General features: G+C 56.0%; 18 protein-coding genes and 1 pseudogene. 13 read left to right on the top strand and 6 right to left on the bottom strand.

Annotation, left to right across the window (positions count from 1 at the left end; all coding sequences use genetic code 11):
• Window positions 1–33: 33 nt before the first annotated feature.
• From dnaJ to nhaR, 3 genes are all read left to right on the top strand, one after another.
• On the top strand, window positions 34–1,179 hold the full coding sequence (gene dnaJ, locus BH712_RS10925) for a molecular chaperone DnaJ (RefSeq protein WP_008502040.1): 1,146 nt from the start codon (window positions 34–36) through the stop codon (window positions 1,177–1,179).
• 173 nt (window positions 1,180–1,352) lie between these two features.
• A complete protein-coding gene (gene nhaA, locus BH712_RS10920) occupies window positions 1,353–2,528 on the top strand; it encodes a Na+/H+ antiporter NhaA (RefSeq protein WP_006810167.1) in 1,176 nt (391 codons plus the stop codon).
• Between the two features lie 58 nt (window positions 2,529–2,586).
• On the top strand, window positions 2,587–3,486 hold the full coding sequence (gene nhaR / locus BH712_RS10915; RefSeq protein WP_003856462.1) for a transcriptional activator NhaR: 900 nt from the start codon (window positions 2,587–2,589) through the stop codon (window positions 3,484–3,486).
• A 58-nt stretch (window positions 3,487–3,544) separates the two neighbouring features.
• On the opposite strand, the gene rpsT is transcribed toward nhaR, so the two are convergent.
• Window positions 3,545–3,808 carry a 30S ribosomal protein S20 gene (rpsT, locus tag BH712_RS10910; protein WP_003856458.1) on the bottom strand — a complete coding sequence of 88 codons (264 nt, stop codon included), beginning with the start codon at window positions 3,806–3,808 and terminating at the stop codon, window positions 3,545–3,547.
• A 115-nt stretch (window positions 3,809–3,923) separates the two neighbouring features.
• Between rpsT and BH712_RS25295 the strand changes: the two are divergent.
• The 8 genes and pseudogenes from BH712_RS25295 to BH712_RS10870 form a co-directional block, all read left to right on the top strand.
• Window positions 3,924–4,129 (top strand): annotated as a pseudogene (locus tag BH712_RS25295) (DUF2575 domain-containing protein); the annotation flags it as partial.
• Window positions 4,130–4,136: 7 nt separating this feature from the next.
• The gene (gene ribF, locus BH712_RS10900; protein WP_006810166.1) at window positions 4,137–5,063 is read left to right on the top strand and encodes a bifunctional riboflavin kinase/FAD synthetase; all 927 of its coding nucleotides are present in this window, start codon (window positions 4,137–4,139) and stop codon (window positions 5,061–5,063) included.
• A 45-nt stretch (window positions 5,064–5,108) separates the two neighbouring features.
• Window positions 5,109–7,925 (top strand): isoleucine--tRNA ligase, encoded by a 2,817-nt coding sequence (ileS, locus tag BH712_RS10895; RefSeq protein WP_006810165.1) that lies wholly within the window; start codon window positions 5,109–5,111, stop codon window positions 7,923–7,925.
• Window positions 7,925–8,425 (top strand): signal peptidase II, encoded by a 501-nt coding sequence (lspA, locus tag BH712_RS10890; protein ID WP_006810164.1) that lies wholly within the window; start codon window positions 7,925–7,927, stop codon window positions 8,423–8,425. The genes ileS and lspA overlap by 1 nt, the downstream gene beginning before the upstream one ends.
• An 81-nt stretch (window positions 8,426–8,506) precedes the next feature.
• The gene (gene fkpB, locus BH712_RS10885) at window positions 8,507–8,956 is read left to right on the top strand and encodes an FKBP-type peptidyl-prolyl cis-trans isomerase (RefSeq protein ID WP_006810163.1); all 450 of its coding nucleotides are present in this window, start codon (window positions 8,507–8,509) and stop codon (window positions 8,954–8,956) included.
• A gap of 1 nt (window position 8,957) precedes the next feature.
• The gene (gene ispH, locus BH712_RS10880) at window positions 8,958–9,908 is read left to right on the top strand and encodes a 4-hydroxy-3-methylbut-2-enyl diphosphate reductase (RefSeq protein ID WP_006810162.1); all 951 of its coding nucleotides are present in this window, start codon (window positions 8,958–8,960) and stop codon (window positions 9,906–9,908) included.
• 157 nt (window positions 9,909–10,065) lie between these two features.
• Window positions 10,066–10,620 carry a glucose-6-phosphate isomerase family protein gene (locus tag BH712_RS10875; protein ID WP_006810161.1) on the top strand — a complete coding sequence of 185 codons (555 nt, stop codon included), beginning with the start codon at window positions 10,066–10,068 and terminating at the stop codon, window positions 10,618–10,620.
• A complete protein-coding gene (locus BH712_RS10870; protein ID WP_006810160.1) occupies window positions 10,613–11,383 on the top strand; it encodes a glucose-6-phosphate isomerase family protein in 771 nt (256 codons plus the stop codon). Before BH712_RS10875 ends, BH712_RS10870 begins: the two co-directional genes overlap by 8 nt.
• Before the next feature lie 26 nt (window positions 11,384–11,409).
• Here BH712_RS10870 and BH712_RS10865 read toward each other — a convergent pair whose 3' ends face one another.
• From BH712_RS10865 to BH712_RS10845, 5 genes are read right to left on the bottom strand one after another with little or no spacing between them, the layout of a single operon-like run.
• Window positions 11,410–12,228: a PTS system mannose/fructose/sorbose family transporter subunit IID gene (locus BH712_RS10865; protein ID WP_006810159.1), complete on the bottom strand. Its 819-nt coding sequence runs from the start codon at window positions 12,226–12,228 to the stop codon at window positions 11,410–11,412.
• Window positions 12,228–13,025, bottom strand: coding sequence for a PTS mannose/fructose/sorbose/N-acetylgalactosamine transporter subunit IIC (locus tag BH712_RS10860; RefSeq protein WP_006810158.1), 798 nt, complete (start codon window positions 13,023–13,025; stop codon window positions 12,228–12,230). Before BH712_RS10860 ends, BH712_RS10865 begins: the two co-directional genes overlap by 1 nt.
• A 10-nt stretch (window positions 13,026–13,035) precedes the next feature.
• Window positions 13,036–13,530: a PTS sugar transporter subunit IIB gene (locus tag BH712_RS10855; protein WP_006810157.1), complete on the bottom strand. Its 495-nt coding sequence runs from the start codon at window positions 13,528–13,530 to the stop codon at window positions 13,036–13,038.
• Window positions 13,531–13,540: 10 nt separating this feature from the next.
• A complete protein-coding gene (locus BH712_RS10850) occupies window positions 13,541–13,969 on the bottom strand; it encodes a PTS sugar transporter subunit IIA (RefSeq protein ID WP_006810156.1) in 429 nt (142 codons plus the stop codon).
• 2 nt (window positions 13,970–13,971) lie between these two features.
• Complete coding sequence (locus tag BH712_RS10845) at window positions 13,972–15,714, bottom strand: class I mannose-6-phosphate isomerase (RefSeq protein ID WP_006810155.1); 1,743 nt, start codon at window positions 15,712–15,714, stop codon at window positions 13,972–13,974.
• Window positions 15,715–15,902: 188 nt separating this feature from the next.
• Here BH712_RS10845 and BH712_RS10840 point away from each other — a divergent pair, with 188 nt between their 5' ends.
• On the top strand, window positions 15,903–16,910 hold the full coding sequence (locus tag BH712_RS10840; RefSeq protein ID WP_032673657.1) for a LacI family DNA-binding transcriptional regulator: 1,008 nt from the start codon (window positions 15,903–15,905) through the stop codon (window positions 16,908–16,910).
• 132 nt (window positions 16,911–17,042) lie between these two features.
• Window positions 17,043–17,864: a 4-hydroxy-tetrahydrodipicolinate reductase gene (gene dapB / locus BH712_RS10835; protein WP_006810152.1), complete on the top strand. Its 822-nt coding sequence runs from the start codon at window positions 17,043–17,045 to the stop codon at window positions 17,862–17,864.
• Window positions 17,865–17,999 lie beyond the last annotated feature (135 nt).

Here is a 17,999-nt window from a genome sequence, read left to right as displayed (position 1 = left end):
CGTGCTCGCATGTTAAGGGGCTTAAAAAAACCAATGGCAAAGCAAGACTATTACGAGATTTTAGGCGTTCCGAAAACTGCGGAAGAGCGTGAAATTAAAAAGGCGTATAAGCGCCTGGCCATGAAATTCCACCCGGACCGCAATCAGGGTGACAAAGAGGCTGAAGCCAAATTTAAAGAGATCAAAGAAGCCTACGAAGTCCTGACCGATGCACAAAAACGTGCGGCCTATGACCAGTACGGTCACGCGGCCTTTGAACAGGGCGGCATGGGCGGCGGTGGATTTGGTGGCGGCGGCTTTGGCGGCGGTGCGGATTTCAGCGACATCTTTGGCGATGTATTTGGCGATATCTTCGGTGGTGGTCGTGGTCGTCAACGCGCGGCGCGCGGCGCAGACCTGCGCTACAACATGGATCTGACGCTGGAAGAAGCGGTTCGTGGCGTAACCAAAGAGATCCGTATCCCGACGCTGGAAGAGTGTGACGTTTGCCACGGCAGCGGTGCGAAGGCTGGAACTCAGCCGCAGACCTGTCCGACCTGTCACGGTTCCGGTCAGGTCCAGATGCGTCAGGGCTTCTTCGCGGTGCAGCAGGCGTGTCCGCACTGTCATGGTCGCGGTACGCTGATTAAAGATCCGTGCACCAAATGCCACGGTCATGGTCGCGTTGAGAAAACCAAAACGCTGTCCGTTAAGATCCCGGCGGGCGTTGATACGGGCGACCGCATCCGTCTGGCAGGCGAGGGTGAAGCAGGGGAGCACGGCGCACCGGCAGGCGATCTGTACGTTCAGGTGCAGGTGAAGCAGCACGCCATCTTCGAGCGTGAAGGTAACAACCTGTACTGTGAAGTGCCGATCAACTTCGCGATGGCGGCACTCGGCGGTGAAATCGAAGTGCCGACGCTGGACGGTCGCGTTAACCTGAAAATTCCTGGCGAAACCCAGACCGGCAAACTGTTCCGCATGCGCGGCAAAGGCGTTAAATCCGTTCGCGGTGGCGCGCAGGGTGACCTGTTATGCCGCGTGGTCGTTGAAACGCCGGTCGGCCTGAACGACAAGCAGAAACAGCTCCTGAAAGAGTTGCAGGAAAGCTTTGGCGGCCCAACGGGTGAGAAAAACAGCCCGCGCTCCAAAAGCTTCTTCGATGGCGTCAAAAAATTCTTCGACGATTTAACCCGCTAATTCGCCAGCTGGTTACTATCCTTTAAAGCCCGGAAGCGATTCCGGGCTTTTTGCTTTATAGCCTTATTGCTCGGTTAAACTGAATCTATACCCAATATTAATCTGTTTTTACCGATCTGTTTGCGCTGATATTATGGTTTTACCGAGGTATTGTTGTAAAAGAGAGAGTAAACGTGAAATTACTACACCGTTTCTTTAGCAGTGAGGCGTCCGGCGGCATCATTCTGATCATTGCTGCTGTGGCTGCTATGCTGCTCGCCAACATGGGCATGACGCGCGATCTCTATCACGCATTTCTGGAAACGCCCGTTGAGCTTAAGGTTGGGGCGCTGGAAATTAACAAGAACATGCTGCTGTGGATCAACGATGCACTGATGGCGGTGTTCTTTTTGCTGGTGGGGCTGGAGGTCAAACGTGAACTTGTGATCGGTTCGCTTGCCAGCCGACAGCGCGCGGCGTTTCCGGTGATCGCGGCAATTGGCGGGATGGTCGTTCCGGCGCTGCTTTTCCTCGCGTTTGCGTGGCAGGATCCGGTTGCGCGTGACGGCTGGGCGATCCCGGCCGCGACGGACATCGCGTTTGCGCTCGGCGTTTTAGCCCTGCTTGGCAGCCGTGTGCCGACCGCACTCAAAATTTTCCTGATGGCGCTGGCGATTATTGATGACCTGGGCGCTATCGTGATTATCGCGTTGTTCTACACCAGCGATCTGTCTGTTCTGTCGCTGAGCGTGGCGGCCGTGGCTATTGCGGTGCTGGCGTTGCTGAACATCTTCAATGTCCGACGCACGGGTATTTATATTCTGGTGGGAATGGTGCTGTGGACGGCGGTGCTGAAGTCTGGCGTGCATGCCACGCTGGCTGGCGTCATCGTTGGCTTCTTTATTCCGCTGAAGGAGAAGGACGGTAAATCGCCTGCTAAACAGTTAGAGCATGTGTTGCACCCGTGGGTGGGCTTTATGATCCTGCCGCTGTTCGCGTTTGCCAACGCGGGTGTGTCCCTGGCAGGGGTTACCCTGGACGGACTCACCTCCGTGCTGCCGCTGGGCATCATCGCCGGTCTGTTTATCGGTAAGCCGCTGGGCATTAGCCTGTTCTGCTGGCTGGCGCTGAAACTGAAGCTGGCGTCATTGCCAAACGGAACCACCTTTAGACAGATTATGGCCGTCGGCGTGCTGTGCGGTATTGGTTTCACCATGTCGATCTTTATCTCGACGCTGGCGTTTGGTGCAAGCGCGCCTGAGCTTATTATCTGGGCGAAACTCGGCATTCTTATCGGGTCGTTACTGGCCGCGGTTGTTGGTTATACCTTGTTGAAGGTGAAGTTGTCCGGACAGGCTGTCCAGGCATAACAGGAAACCGGGAGGAGGGAAGCCTTCTCCCGATAAACTATCAGGGAGTGAAAACGTGATGTCACATTTGAACTATAACCACCTCTATTACTTCTGGCATGTCTACAAGCAGGGCTCGGTCGTGGGAGCCGCAGAGGCGCTCTACCTGACGCCACAGACTATCACCGGGCAAATCAAAGCCCTGGAAGAGCGCTTGCAGGGAAAGCTTTTTAAGCGGAAAGGGCGGGGCATTGAGCCGAGCGAGCTGGGTGAACTGGTGTTCCGTTACGCGGACAAGATGTTCACCCTGAGCCAGGAGATGCTGGATATCGTTAACTATCGCAAAGAGTCTAACCTGCTCTTTGACGTGGGGGTGGCGGATGCGCTGTCTAAACGGCTGGTGAGCGGCGTGCTGGATGCGGCGGTGGTGGAAGATGAACAGATTCATTTACGCTGCTTTGAGTCCACTCATGAAATGCTGCTGGAACAGCTGAGCCAGCACAAGCTGGACATGATTATCTCGGACTGCCCCATCGATTCGACGCAACAGGAAGGGTTGTTCTCGGTGAAAATTGGTGAATGCGGCGTCAGTTTCTGGTGCATCAATCCGCCACCGGAAAAACCGTTTCCGGCCTGCCTGGAAGAGCGCCGCTTGCTGGTGCCGGGAAGACGCTCAATGCTCGGGCGCAAGCTGCTTAACTGGTTTAACTCGCAGGGGCTGAACGTAGAAATCCTCGGTGAGTTCGACGATGCAGCGCTGATGAAAGCCTTTGGCGAGGCGCACAACGCTATCTTCGTTGCCCCGACGCTATACGCGCACGATCTCTATTCAGACGACAAGATTACGGAGATTGGCAGGGTAGATAACGTGATGGAGGAGTATCACGCCATATTCGCCGAAAGGATGATTCAGCACCCGGCGGTGCAGCGAATCTGCAACCGTGACTACTCGGCGCTGTTTACGCCACCGGCAATCTGAAGACATAAAAAAACCCGCGTTAAGCGGGTTCTTTCAAACAAGCAACAACAAGTGGCGATTAAGCCAGTTTGTTGATCTGCGCGGTCAGGTTTGCTTTATGACGCGCTGCTTTGTTTTTGTGGATCAGACCTTTAGCAGCCTGACGATCCACGATTGGTTGCATTTCGTTAAATGCGTTCTGCGCTGCAGCTTTGTCGCCAGCTTCGATTGCTGCGTATACTTTCTTGATGAAAGTACGCATCATAGAGCGACGGCTTGCATTGTGCTTACGAGCCTTTTCAGACTGAACGGCACGTTTCTTAGCTGATTTGATATTAGCCAAGGTCCAACTCCCAAATATGATCTATGTGGACAATTCAAAGGCCGAGGAATATGCCCTCTATACCTTCTTTTGTCAATGGATTTGTGCAAATAAGCGCCGTTAATGTGGCGACGCTACGTTACGTAGTGATGGCGCAGGATTCTACCAGCTTGTCGTTCGTGAATACAGCTTTTCGGCGTAAAAATCGCAGTTCACGGGCAGATTTTTTTGCTGTGAAAGGTCAGCGTGATGAAATCATACAGCTTTCTGTTTAGCGTGAACAATCGCCGGTTAACGTTAACCGCTGTACAAGGTATACTTTGGCGATTTTCACTGTTTTGAGCCAGTCATGAAGCTGATACGCGGCATACATAATCTCAGTCAGGCCCCGCACGGGTGCGTGCTGACCATTGGTAATTTCGACGGCGTGCATCGTGGGCATCAGGCGCTGTTGCAGGGATTGCGTAAAGAAGGCGAGGCGCGAGGCCTGCCGGTCGTGGTGATGATTTTCGAGCCTCAGCCGCTGGAGCTGTTTGCAGGCGAGAAATCTCCCGCGCGGCTGACTCGTCTGCGCGAGAAGTTACGCTACCTGGCGGAGTCAGGGGTAGACTACGTCCTGTGCATACGGTTCGACCGTCGCTTTGCCGCGCTGACCGCACAAAACTTCGTCAGTGACCTGTTGGTCAGGCAGCTTGGCGTGCAGTTTCTTGCCGTGGGCGATGATTTCCGCTTTGGCGCTGGTCGTCAGGGCGATTTCTTGTTATTACAGAAGGCTGGCCTGGAGTACGGGTTTGACGTCACCAGTACAATGACCTTCTGCGAGGGCGGGGTGCGCGTCAGCAGCACGGCGGTACGTCAGGCGCTGGCGAACGATGATCTGGACACGGCAGAAACGCTGCTGGGCCATCCGTTCACGATTTCAGGTCGCGTGGTCCATGGCGATGCGCTGGGCCGCACGATAGGTTTCCCGACGGCGAATATACCGCTGCGTCGTCAGGTCTCCCCGGTTAAAGGGGTATATGCGGTGGAAGTGGCAGGACTGGGCGAGAAGCCTTTCTACGGTGTTGCCAACATTGGCACACGTCCAACCGTTGCCGGTGTACGTCAACAGTTAGAAGTACACCTGCTGGACGTTGTAATGGACCTCTACGGTCGCCATATAGATGTGATACTGCGTAAAAAAATACGCAATGAACAGCGATTCTCTTCGCTGGACGAACTTAAGGCGCAAATCGCGCGAGATGAATTAACGGCCCGCGAGTTTTTTGGGCTTTAGAACCGGCTTAACTGCCTACGTGATAAATACGGAACCGAGAATCTGATGAGTGACTATAAATCAACCCTGAATTTGCCGGAAACAGGGTTCCCGATGCGCGGCGATCTCGCCAAGCGTGAACCGGGAATGCTGGCGCGTTGGACCGATGATGACCTGTACGGCATCATTCGTGCAGCCAAAAAAGGCAAAAAAACCTTCATTCTGCATGATGGCCCTCCATATGCGAATGGCAGCATTCATATTGGTCACTCTGTAAACAAGATTCTGAAAGACATTATCGTGAAGTCCAAAGGACTCGCGGGATATGACTCGCCTTACGTTCCGGGCTGGGACTGCCACGGTCTGCCAATCGAGCTGAAAGTGGAGCAAGAGTTCGGCAAGCCGGGTGAGAAGTTCACCGCCGCCGAGTTCCGCGCGAAATGCCGCGAATACGCCGCCACCCAGGTGGACGGTCAGCGCGCTGACTTCATCCGTCTGGGCGTGCTGGGCGACTGGTCGCACCCGTACCTGACCATGGACTTCAAAACCGAAGCGAACATCATCCGTGCGCTGGGCAAAATCATCGGTAACGGCCACCTGCACAAGGGCGCGAAGCCGGTGCACTGGTGCGTAGATTGCCGCTCTGCGCTGGCAGAAGCGGAAGTGGAGTATTACGACAAAACCTCCCCTTCTATCGACGTGGCTTTCGAAGCGGTCGATCAGGATGCGATCAAAGCTAAATTTGGTCTGCCTGGCGTAAGCGGCCCAATCTCGTTGGTTATCTGGACCACCACCCCGTGGACGCTGCCAGCCAACCGTGCTATTTCCCTGTCCGGTGAGTTTGAGTACGCGCTGGTGCAGATTGATGGCCGCGCGGTTATCCTGGCGAAAGATCTGGTTGAGAGCGTGCTGAAGCGCGCGAACATCACCGACTACTCCGTGCTGGGCACCGTAAAAGGCGACGCGCTGGAGCTGATGCGCTTCAAACACCCGTTCCTGGACTTTGACGTTCCGGCGATCCTGGGCGACCACGTGACGCTGGACGCGGGTACCGGTGCGGTACATACCGCCGGTGGCCACGGTCCTGACGACTACAACATCAGCCTGAAATACGGTCTGGAAATCGCCAACCCGGTTGGCCCGGACGGCTCTTACCTGCCAGGCACGTACCCGGCGCTGGACGGTATCAACGTCTTCAAGGCGAACGATATCATCGTTGACATGCTGCGTGATCGCGGCGCACTGCTGCACGTTGAGAAAATGCAGCACAGCTATCCGTGCTGCTGGCGCCATAAGACCCCGATCATCTTCCGTGCGACCCCGCAGTGGTTCGTCAGCATGGATCAGAAAGGCCTGCGCGAGCAGTCACTGAAAGAGATCAAAGGCGTGCAGTGGATCCCTGACTGGGGCCAGGCGCGTATCGAATCGATGGTGGCTAACCGTCCTGACTGGTGTATCTCCCGTCAGCGTACCTGGGGCGTGCCGATGTCGCTGTTCGTGCATAAAGAGACGCAGGAACTGCACCCGAACACCCTGGAACTGATGGAAGAAGTGGCGAAGCGCGTTGAAGTTGACGGCATTCAGGCGTGGTGGGATCTCGACGCCCGCGACATCCTGGGCGCGGACGCGGACAACTACGAGAAAGTGCCGGATACCCTGGACGTGTGGTTCGACTCCGGGTCTACCCACTCTTCCGTGGTTGACGTGCGTCCGGAATTTGCCGGTCACGCTGCCGACATGTATCTGGAAGGTTCCGACCAACACCGCGGCTGGTTCATGTCATCCCTGATGATCTCCACCGCCATGAAGGGCAAAGCACCTTACCGTCAGGTTCTGACTCACGGCTTCACCGTGGATGGTCAGGGCCGTAAGATGTCCAAGTCCATCGGTAACACCGTTTCTCCGCAGGACGTGATGAATAAGCTGGGCGCAGACATTCTGCGTCTGTGGGTGGCCTCTACCGACTACACCGGCGAAATGGCGGTGTCTGACGAGATCCTGAAACGTGCGGCTGACAGCTATCGTCGTATCCGTAACACCGCGCGCTTCCTGCTGGCGAACCTGAACGGGTTTGATCCAGTGAAAGACATGGTTAAACCGGAAGAGATGGTCGTGCTCGATCGCTGGGCGGTAGGCTGTGCGAAAGCGGCCCAGGAAGACATCGTTAAGGCATATGAGTCTTACGACTTCCACGAAGTGGTGCAGCGCCTGATGCGCTTCTGCTCCATCGAGATGGGCTCGTTCTACCTCGACATCATAAAAGACCGCCAGTACACCGCGAAAGCGGACAGCGTGGCGCGTCGTAGCTGCCAGACCGCGCTATTCCACATCGCAGAAGCGCTGGTACGCTGGATGGCGCCGATCATGTCCTTCACCGCGGATGAAATCTGGGGCTACCTGCCGGGCGACCGCGAGAAGTATGTGTTCACCGGCGAGTGGTACGAAGGTCTGTTTGACCTCTCCAGCACCGAGGCGATGAACGATGCTTACTGGGACGAGCTGCTGAAAGTGCGTGGCGAAGTGAACAAGGTTATCGAGCAGGCGCGTGCGGACAAGAAAGTCGGTGGCTCTCTGGAAGCGACGGTGACCCTGTACGCAGAGCCTGAGCTGGCCGCGAAGCTGACCGCGCTGGGCGATGAATTACGATTTGTCCTGTTGACCTCCGGTGCGAAAGTTGCGGATTATGCCGAGGCTTCTGCTGATGCTCAGCAGAGCGAACTGCTCAAAGGACTGAAAGTCGCTCTGAGCAAAGCCGACGGTGAAAAATGCCCGCGTTGCTGGCATTACACCACTGATGTCGGTCAGGTGGCGGAACACGCAGACATTTGCGGACGCTGTGTAAGCAACGTCGCCGGTGACGGCGAAAAACGTAAGTTTGCCTGATGAGTAAAACTCTCTGTTCAACAGGACTGCGCTGGCTGTGGCTGGTTGTGGTGGTGCTGATTATTGATTTGGGCAGCAAGTTCCTGATCCTCCAGAATTTCGCTCTGGGGGATACGGTCCCGCTGTTCCCGTCGCTTAACCTGCACTACGCCCGTAACTACGGCGCGGCGTTCAGTTTCCTTGCCGACAGCGGTGGCTGGCAGCGCTGGTTCTTCGCAGGTATCGCGATCGGTATCTGCGTCGTGCTGGCGGTGCTGATGTACCGCTCGAAGGCCACGCAAAAGCTGAATAACATCGCCTACGCGCTGATCATTGGCGGCGCACTGGGTAACCTGTTTGACCGCCTGTGGCACGGCTTTGTGGTCGATATGATCGACTTCTACGTCGGCGACTGGCACTTCGCGACCTTTAACCTCGCCGATAGCGCAATATGCGTTGGTGCGGCGTTAATCGTGCTGGAAGGCTTCTTGCCAAAACCGGCTGCGAAAGAGCAGGTTTAATTGTCAATGCCGACACTTGTAGGCCGGGTAAGCGAAGTGCCACCCGGCACACAGGCGAGACAACACTAAAGAGCAATTTGCATGTCTAAATCCGTACAGAGCAACAGCGCGGTTCTCGTCCACTTCACGCTGAAGCTGGATGATGGCTCCACGGCTGAATCCACCCGCAATAACGGCAAACCTGCCCTGTTTCGTCTTGGCGACACGTCCCTGTCTGAAGGTCTTGAGCAGCAGCTTCTTGGCCTGAAAGAGGGCGAGAAAAAGGCATTTTCGCTGGAGCCGGATGCCGCATTTGGTGTGCCAAGCCCGGACCTGGTGCAATATTTCTCGCGCCGTGAGTTTATGGATGCGGGCGAACCGGAAGTAGGGGCGATCATGCTCTTTACCGCTATGGACGGCAGCGAAATGCCTGGCGTGATCCGCGAAATCAACGGGGACTCCATCACCGTTGACTTCAACCATCCGCTTGCCGGGCGTACCGTTCATTTTGATGTAGAAGTGCTGGAGATCGATCCGGCACTGGAGGCCTGAAATGCAGATCCTGTTGGCTAACCCGCGCGGCTTCTGCGCCGGTGTAGACCGCGCTATCAGCATTGTTGAAAACGCGCTGGAGATTTACGGCGCGCCGATTTACGTGCGTCACGAAGTGGTGCACAACCGCTACGTGGTGGACAGCCTGCGCGAGCGCGGGGCGATTTTCATCGAGCAGATCAGCGAAGTGCCGGACGGTGCAATCCTGATCTTCTCTGCCCACGGCGTTTCACAGGCGGTGCGTAACGAAGCCAAAAGCCGCGATCTGACCGTATTCGATGCCACCTGTCCTTTAGTGACCAAGGTGCATATGGAAGTGGCGCGCGCCAGCCGTCGTGGTGAAGAGTCGATTCTGATTGGCCATGCCGGTCATCCGGAAGTCGAAGGCACCATGGGCCAGTACAGCAATCCGGAAGGGGGCATGTATCTGGTTGAGTCGCCGGAAGACGTCTTTACGCTGAACGTGAAAAACGAAGCGCGTCTGTCGTTTATGACCCAGACAACGCTCTCCGTAGACGACACCTCTGACGTGATTGACGCCCTGCGTCAGCGCTTCCCGAAAATCGTCGGGCCGCGTAAAGATGATATCTGCTACGCCACCACCAACCGTCAGGAAGCGGTGCGTGCGCTGGCGGAGCAGGCGGACGTGGTGCTGGTGGTCGGCTCGAAAAACTCCTCTAACTCCAACCGTCTGGCCGAACTGGCGCAGCGTATGGGGAAAGCGGCGTTCCTGATCGACGACGCAACGGACATTCAGGAAGCGTGGGTGAAAAACGCGGCCTGTGTCGGTGTGACGGCTGGCGCGTCTGCGCCGGATATTCTGGTGCAGAACGTCATTGCCCGCCTGCAAGAGATGGGCGGTGGCGAAGCGGTGCCGCTGGAAGGCCGTGAAGAGAATATTGTCTTTGAAGTGCCGAAAGAGCTGCGAATCGACGCCCGCGAAGTGGAGTAACCTCCTTTCAGCCTTAAAAATGCCGGTGGTGAAAGCTTCCGGCATTTTTGTTTCTGGTTAACTGTGATTCACCATCAATAGTAACGCATTTTACGAGCGGGTTAATCGTTTAATCTGTCATGATGATACTGCTGTTCTCCTTGGGCCGGAGACCAATATGACTTCAGACATCTTTCTGCCACCTCAGGTGGCGTGGGCAACCGGCGCGCTAGCTGGCGGGCCTCTTACCCGCAAAACGACTCGTCTTACGGATCTTCCCGATATCTTCTCGGACGGCGAGGCGTGGACGTGCGGCGATCCTCAAAAAAGCGTGTATGACGTAGACGTCCTGGACTCCCCCGTGGGGGAAGGGGCACTTTTCGTTGGGGTAACACACCTTTATGCAGGGAAGATTGGCGGTGAGTTCTTTATGACGCGCGGCCATTTTCACCAGCGCCGCGAACAGGGCGAGGTCTATTTTGGCCTGCGCGGAGTTGGCTTGCTGCTGCTGCAAACGGAGGCGGGCGACGCGCGGCTTGAGCAGGTGACGGCAGGCTCCGTGCATATTATTCCGCCTTTTACCGCACATCGCTTGATTAACACTGGCAACGAGACGCTGTCCTCCCTTGCCGTCTGGCCGAGTATCGCGGGACACGACTATGCGGCGCTGGCAGAGGGCTTCACCGTGCGGATCTTTGCTTCCGGGAAAGGTTACGAGGTGCGCCATGGCTAACTATGGCCTTGATATGACCATCACCCGTCAGCCGCTCGGTTTTTGCTACGGAGAGGACGTTACCGGGCCGATGCCGGAGATCAGAACGCTGGATCAGATCCGCCCGTCGCTGCGCAATCCGGACTGCGAAGGGCCTGAACAGGTGTATGCCATCGCGATGGACGTGGCGCGTCTGGCGGACAGGCAGGAACTCGAAAAACGCATGCTGCTTTTTGGTGTGGTAACCTACGCGGCAGGCACGCTTGGCGATGAGCCGGTCCGCAGCCAGGGACATGTTCACCGCATTAGCCAGCACAGCGGATGGTCGCCGCCTGAACTGTATGAAATCTGGCAGGGTAAAGCGATTATCTACATGCAGGAATATGTGGACGACGATCCGGGACGCTGTTTTGCGGTGCTCGCGGGGCCAGGTGAAAAGGTACTGGTCCCTCCTGGTTGGGGTCATGCGACGATTTCGGCCTCGCCCAATGAGCCGCTGACCTTTGGCGCGTGGTGCGATCGGGAATATGGCTTTGAGTATGAGGCCGTTCGTGCGCGAAAAGGTCTGGCCTGGTATCCCTTAGTTCAGGGGGATCATATTGTCTGGCAGCACAACAGTCATTACAGACCAGGGCGTTTGCAGATGGTTACACCGCGCAGTTATCTGGAGTTCGGTATTACTGATGCGCCTGTTTATCAGCAGTTTATTGATGAGCCCGCGCGGTTCCAGTTTATTTCGCGTCCCGATAAAGCGGCAGAGCTGTGGAATAACTTCCATCCATAAAAAGCCGGGGCGTTGCCCCGGTTTTCTTATCCTGCAAACAAACCTGATGCCACGCCAAGCGCTGCCAGTATAAGCAGTAATGCCATGGCTTTCACCGGCGACACGCCGCGTTTTGCCATCAGATACCAGGTCCCCAGGACCACCGCCAGCGGAAGCAACTGTGGGAAAATACCGTCCAGCATCTGCTGAAGGTGAATGTTAACCCCATCCCGGGTGATAAATTCCAGCCCGGTGCCGAGCTTAACGTAGCTGGCCGCCACGCCGCCCATGACAAATACGCCCAGTAGCGAGAGTGCTTCCCGTAGCCGGGTGGATTTGCTGCTCACCAGCATCTCCACGGAGCCGGAACCCATCTGGTAGCCTTTCAGAAACAGGAACCAGGAGCCAGGGATGATGATGGCCAGCCAGGCAACGGTATAAAACAGCGGGCCGAGGATATTTCCGCCTGCCGCCAGCGCCATCCCGATGCTGAGCAGGATCGGGATCAGCATGCCGGGGATCATGGAATCGCCGATCCCGGCGATCGGCCCCATCAGGCCTACCTTCAGGGTGTTTATGGTTTCACCATCAATCGGCTCGCCGTTGGCTTTTTTCTCTTCCAGCCCCAGCGCCATACCGTTAACGATCGCGCCAATCTGTGGCTCCGTGTTGTAGAACGACGCGTGACGGCGCAGCATCTCGGTACGTTGTGCCGCGTCGGGATAGAGCTTTTTTGCGACCGGTAGCATGCTGAGGCAAAAGCCGAAGGATTCAAGGCGTTCAAAGCTCATTGAGGAGAGGTTGTGCATCATCCACGCTCGCCAGCAGCGGCGCAGATCCTTGCGGGTGAGTTTACGTTCTTCCATCAGAATTCATCCTCGTCGTCAGGGACAGGTGCTGAAGCCACGGCCTGCGGTGCCTCGGGTTTATAGTTGTAATGAATCAGTGCCAGCAGGGCGCCCACGATCACCAGCGCGACCATATTGAGTTTCAGAAACACGATACAGACGAAGCCCACCAGGAAGTAGATGAGCATGCTATAGCTTTTGATGATCTGCTTAAGCAGGATGGCAATACCGACGGCGGGCAAAATGCCGCCCAGCACATTCATGGTGGAGAGGACGATGTGCGGCAGGCTGTCCATAAACCCGCTAATGTACTGTGCGCCGAAAAAGACGGCGATAAAGGTAGGCACAAAGCGCAGCACAAAGTTCATCGCCTGCGGCCAGATAGCGCTGTTGAGGTAGATCCCGCGCTCGTCGCCGTTCTCCAGCGCCACATCCGCACGATGGTTCCAGAAGGAGTTCAGCACCATCATCGCATTGAAGAGAATGGTTCCGGCGATTCCGATAGTCGCCGCCAGCGCGACGGCAACCTCAGGTCCTTTGCCGGAAAGTATCCCCAGCGCAATGGCCGGATATGCCACAAAGTTCAAATCTGCTGGCATTGAGCCGCCGGGCGTCACCATTGCGATATACACCGCCTGTACCGCTACGCCAATCATGATCCCGGTTTTGATATCGCCCAGGATCAGGCCAACCAGCATCCCGGAAATGAGCGGTCGGGAGATGAGATACCAGCCGCCCGTTAGCCCTAAAAGCCACGGACTACTGAGTGCGCCCAGATAACACAGCAGGCCAATTAAAGCCGCTTCGATAATCATGATCTGCTCCTTATTTCAGCTTTTGTCTGGCATCCTGCCAGGTATAAAAACTGGCATCGGGAACCAGGCGGAATTCAATCGCATGCCCCTGTCCGGTCAGCCATTCGAACGCCGCCGCTTCATCTGGCGTTACCGATTGGTTCGGGCCGATGGTGATCGTGTTAGCCCGGGCGCTCATTGGCCCCACGTTAATTTTCCCGTTGCTGTTTTTCAGGCTAATGCCTGCCTGCTCAATGCGCTGTAGCGTGAGTGGTGATTTACCAATCACGAAATAGCGTTTCTCGCTGGCAATCACTTTTGGCAGTTTTTCGATCGCGGTTGCCGTATCGAACAGCCACACTTTGGTGTCTGATACGGCCCCTTTCATGACCGACGATAACAGCGGATCGGCCGCGACGGCATCGTCAATGGCAACGATGCCGTCGCAGGGCAGCTCCCTGGCCCAGCGCGTAATGAGCTGCCCGTGGATCACGCGGTCGTCAATGCGTACAAAAGAAATACTCATATGCGGCTCCTTAAAAATCGTCTGTCTGTGCAGTATCCGCCGGTTTCGCCTGTACCAGCGTCGGCAGTGTGAGTTCGATAAGCTGTGCGGCAGCATGATGAACGTCGCGTGCCATCATCACTTCGTCGGTTTGCAGCAGCATCGGGAAGTTAACGCCAGCCACCACGGCGACCGGCGGCTGCGTGAGAGGGGTAAACGCGGCCTCACAGGCCACGTTCCACGGCGTGCCGCTTTGCATGTCGCATAACACCAGCACACCTTCGGCGTTGGCGCTTGCCGCTTTCAGCGTGGCGCTGAAATCCTGCCGGAAGCCCTCTATTCCCGCCTGTTCAGTCAGGCAAACGGCGTGTACGTTGGGAAGGTCGCCGTACACCATCCGGCCACTCTCCAGTAGCGCGGTGGCTAATGGACCGTGAGTAGCGACAATAAAATGAATCATCGTTAGCTCCTTACCCAGGCTTTGATGGTCGCAAGCGGTTGTCCGCAAGCACGGGAGGACGGTGAAATGCGATACTCACCTACGCTTGCCGGAATGATGAAGGTTTCGGCGTAATGAACGGTAAACGGCTCAAATGCACCGGTTGGGCTGTCGACAATTGCTTCGTCGCCCTCTACCAGATTCAGTACATTTACGCCGCCGCCGGTGTGGTGCACAACGGGTTCGCTAAACCAGTGGCGGCGGGTTTCGATAAATTCACGCTCGTGCAGGCCAGTACGCTCTTCGCGCCAGCCGTTTCCTTCCGCGACAGGTTCGAACTGATTCACCAGATGCTGATGTACCCACTGCGTGTCGCGCTCCCAGTCGATTACCTTTTCACCGTGTTCCAGGTGTACCGGGCGCGGGAGCCCGTCCAGGCCCAGGCGACCCCAGTCCCACAGTTTGAAAGTGAAGATATACGGCGTAGCGCTGATCTCCAGCACCATGGTTCCCGCGCCGGAGCAGTGCACCGTCCCTGCCGGGATCAGGAAATGGTCGTGCTTTTTCGCCGGGATCTGATTAACGAAGTGGTCGTCATTAAACGGTTTTTCACCGCGACCCGCGCGCCTGAGATCGTCCATCATGGCCTCAGGGTCGGTACCGGTTTTGGTCCCCAGATAGACGACGGCACCCGGCTCGGCTTCCAGAATGTAATAACTCTCATCCTGGGTATAATGCATCCCAAACTGCTGCTGGATGTACTCAGTAATGGGGTGGACCTGGAGGCTCAGATTCTGGCCACCCATGGTGTCGAGGAAGTCAAAGCGGATCGGGAACTCTGCGCCGAAACGTGCGTGAACTTTCTCGCCCAGCAGAGCACGAGGCTCAAGCAGAACCAGATCCAGAGAGGGGATCTCGATCCGCACTGCGCCAAAACGCAGTAACAGGCTGTTCTCCTCGGGCACGCAGTCAAAACACCATGCGTAATTGGGTGCAGAGGGATCGAGATCGAATTGCTGTTTCATCCACTGGCCGCCCCAGACGCCGGGATCGAAGAAGGGCGCCACGCGGAAAGGCTGAGTGGTAGTTTGCTTCAGCCCGGCTCGCAAGGCCTCGCCGCTGACCATCGCGGGCTGGTTCGCCTGGGTTGTATCCAGTAAAAAATCGGTGCGCCTGAGCAGCGGCGTTTTGTGGCGGTCGAAGACGCGCCACTCGACAAAAAAGGCGCGCTTGTAGCGACGAAGCATATCTTCCTGCTGATTCTCTGCGCCCCAGTTTCCCATCTCGCCGCTGCGCATACGCTGCTGGATCTCCCAGCGCGGCAGATCGGCATACACCAGCACATCACCCGGATGGACAAGCGTCGCACCGGGCCCGTAAATCACAATCAGCCCCTCGGTACACTGGTTCACCTGCTCCTGTAAGGTCTTCAGACGCGCAGCATCGAAAAACTCACCAGGCTGGTGGCAGGAGAGTACGCCAAAAACGCGATCGTCCGTGAGGTTGCGCGCCAGCATCTCATGGATGGCACCCTCATCCCGTCGCGCCTGTTCGGCATTGATCGCCAGCGTCGGACGTAGCCGCGGCAGCACGTTCTCTTCAAGCTCGGTCATGCGCACGCCCGGATAGCAATCCATCACCAGCACCGTACGGCTGCGCTGTTGGGTTTTTGCCTCAAGGACGCGGGTAATCGCCTCCCAGCCTTGCCAGGCGCTGTCGTCATATCCCTTTATCGCTACAGTGGGAAATTTGTCGTAGGTTGTCATTGTATCCTCCGTAATCGTTATTTAAGGTTATTCGATTAACCGTGTTTGAGAAGAGTGGTTAACGCGATTAACCCGCCATAAATGCGAATCGCATCCAGATCCTCAGCGGTAATGTGAAGAGTCTCACAGGGAAAAATGCAAAAAATAGGTTATTCGATTAACCTGTAGAGATGATGAAAGGAGACAACATGACGGGAATTACACTGGCCGATGTCGCGAAACGCGCCGGCGTGTCAACGGCGACGGTCTCGATGGTGCTCTGCAACAAAGGCCGTATCTCGCAAAGCACGCGCGAACGTGTGCTGAAGGCGCTGGATGAATCCGGCTATGTCTATAACCAGACGGCAGCCAATTTACGTAACCGCCGCAGTAACCAGGTCGGGCTGCTTTTGCACGATATTACCAACCCTTTTTACAGCGAGATGACGGCAGGGCTAAGTCATGAAATGGAGCGCCATGAGCTGCTGCTTTTTCTGGCGAACAGCGAGGAATCGGCAGAGCGACAGCAAAAATTTGTTGATTCACTTATGCGGAATAACGTTAGTGGTATGGTGCTGTGCGCGGCCCGGGAAACGCCCCAGGCCTTTTTTGAGGGGCTGAAGCGGCGCAATATTCCGGCGATCATGGTTGTGCGCCCGCTGAACGATCCAGATTTTGATTTTGTCGGAACGGATAACTTCTTAGGCACGCAGATGGCGACGGAGCATCTGCTCAGAATGGGCCATCGGCACATTGCGTTCATCGGGGGGAGCCAGAATTCGGGCTCCCGGGCACAGCGTATTGGCGGCTTTACCAGCAAGCTGCTTGAGTACGGGGTGACGCCGAATCCTGCCTGGATCAGAACCTCACACGCCAGCCAAAGCGACGGTGCGCGCGTGGCGGAGGCGTTACTCCTTGAGCATCCACACATCAGCGCGGCGATTTGCTATCAGGATGTCGTGGCGCTGGGAGTGATGCAAAGCTTACGCAAGATGGGCCGTGAGCCGGGACGCGATTTTGCGCTGGTCGGTTTTGATGATATTACCGAAGCGGCTCTGGTGCAGCCCGCATTGACCACCGTATCAGTGGCGGCGAAAGAGATTGGTCGTAAGGCGGGGGAGTTACTGTACAGCCGGATACAGGGCAATGATGAACCCGCCAAACGTATCATCCTGCCGCCTGCGCTGGTCGTGCGGGAATCATGCGGTTTTCGCTGACGATCATGTCTTTCACTGATATCTCTCCCTGTTTATCATTAATTTCTAATTATCGGCGTTTTCTGTGGCGGCCTCTGCGAAGGCTGGTTAATCTGAAAACGATTTACATCATTTTAACGTAAGAGAATAACTATGCATGATGCACAGATCCGCGTCGCCATTGCGGGCGCGGGCGGACGTATGGGCCGTCAGCTGATTCAGGCGGCACTACAGATGGATGGCGTAGCGCTTGGCGCGGCGCTGGAGCGTGAAGGTTCATCGCTTTTGGGAGCCGATGCAGGCGAGTTGGCGGGCGCAGGTCAGACGGGCGTTACCGTGCAGAGCAGCCTTGAGGCCGTGAAAGACGACTTTGACGTGTTCATCGATTTTACCCGCCCTGAAGGCACGCTGGCTCATCTGGCGTTTTGCCGTCAGCACGGTAAAGGGATGGTGATTGGCACCACTGGTTTTGACGAGGCCGGTAAGCAAGCCATTCAGGATGCGTCCAGGGAGATTGCGATTGTCTTTGCGGCAAACTTTAGCGTGGGCGTTAACGTCATGCTGAAACTGCTGGAGAAGGCGGCGAAGGTGATGGGCGACTATACCGACATTGAAATTGTCGAAGCACATCATCGCCACAAAGTCGATGCGCCGTCAGGCACGGCGCTGGCGATGGGCGAAGCGATTGCATATGCAATGGATAAAGATTTGAAAGACATCGCGGTCTATTCTCGGGAAGGTCACACTGGCGAGCGTGTTCCTGGCACCATTGGGTTTGCTACGGTTCGCGCGGGAGATATCGTCGGCGAACATACCGCCATGTTCGCTGATATTGGCGAAAGAGTCGAAATCACGCATAAAGCATCCAGCCGCATGACGTTTGCAAACGGAGCGGTACGCTCCGCTCTGTGGTTAAAAGGTAAGTCTAACGGTATTTTTGATATGCGTGACGTCCTGAATCTCAACGATTTGTAAGTGTTATTACCCATCGTGATGTGGTTATTGCAGTCGTAAGCATTTGATTGCATAGGGCAATATATTATTGCCCTTTTATTTTATCAATTATCAATACTTATCGCCTTCAAGCACTTAAAAATGACCTTATTCCTG

Origin of the sequence: Enterobacter hormaechei ATCC 49162, assembly GCF_001875655.1 — a bacterium.
In the GTDB taxonomy this organism is placed as follows: Bacteria; Pseudomonadota; Gammaproteobacteria; order Enterobacterales; family Enterobacteriaceae; genus Enterobacter; species Enterobacter hormaechei.
Note: the sequence above shows the minus strand (reverse complement) of the source record. Positions and strands in the feature narration are given on the sequence as shown.

Coding starts and splice junctions, on each gene's coding strand:
- dnaJ (WP_008502040.1), top strand. CDS start 34: ATGGCAAAGCAAGACTATTACGAGATTTTAGGCGTTCCGAAAACTGCG.
- nhaR (WP_003856462.1), top strand. CDS start 2,587: ATGTCACATTTGAACTATAACCACCTCTATTACTTCTGGCATGTCTAC.
- ribF (WP_006810166.1), top strand. CDS start 4,137: ATGAAGCTGATACGCGGCATACATAATCTCAGTCAGGCCCCGCACGGG.
- ileS (WP_006810165.1), top strand. CDS start 5,109: ATGAGTGACTATAAATCAACCCTGAATTTGCCGGAAACAGGGTTCCCG.
- lspA (WP_006810164.1), top strand. CDS start 7,925: ATGAGTAAAACTCTCTGTTCAACAGGACTGCGCTGGCTGTGGCTGGTT.
- fkpB (WP_006810163.1), top strand. CDS start 8,507: ATGTCTAAATCCGTACAGAGCAACAGCGCGGTTCTCGTCCACTTCACG.
- ispH (WP_006810162.1), top strand. CDS start 8,958: ATGCAGATCCTGTTGGCTAACCCGCGCGGCTTCTGCGCCGGTGTAGAC.
- BH712_RS10875 (WP_006810161.1), top strand. CDS start 10,066: ATGACTTCAGACATCTTTCTGCCACCTCAGGTGGCGTGGGCAACCGGC.
- BH712_RS10870 (WP_006810160.1), top strand. CDS start 10,613: ATGGCTAACTATGGCCTTGATATGACCATCACCCGTCAGCCGCTCGGT.
- BH712_RS10865 (WP_006810159.1), bottom strand. CDS start 12,228: ATGGAAGAACGTAAACTCACCCGCAAGGATCTGCGCCGCTGCTGGCGA.
- BH712_RS10860 (WP_006810158.1), bottom strand. CDS start 13,025: ATGATTATCGAAGCGGCTTTAATTGGCCTGCTGTGTTATCTGGGCGCA.
- BH712_RS10855 (WP_006810157.1), bottom strand. CDS start 13,530: ATGAGTATTTCTTTTGTACGCATTGACGACCGCGTGATCCACGGGCAG.
- BH712_RS10850 (WP_006810156.1), bottom strand. CDS start 13,969: ATGATTCATTTTATTGTCGCTACTCACGGTCCATTAGCCACCGCGCTA.
- BH712_RS10845 (WP_006810155.1), bottom strand. CDS start 15,714: ATGACAACCTACGACAAATTTCCCACTGTAGCGATAAAGGGATATGAC.
- BH712_RS10840 (WP_032673657.1), top strand. CDS start 15,903: ATGACGGGAATTACACTGGCCGATGTCGCGAAACGCGCCGGCGTGTCA.
- dapB (WP_006810152.1), top strand. CDS start 17,043: ATGCATGATGCACAGATCCGCGTCGCCATTGCGGGCGCGGGCGGACGT.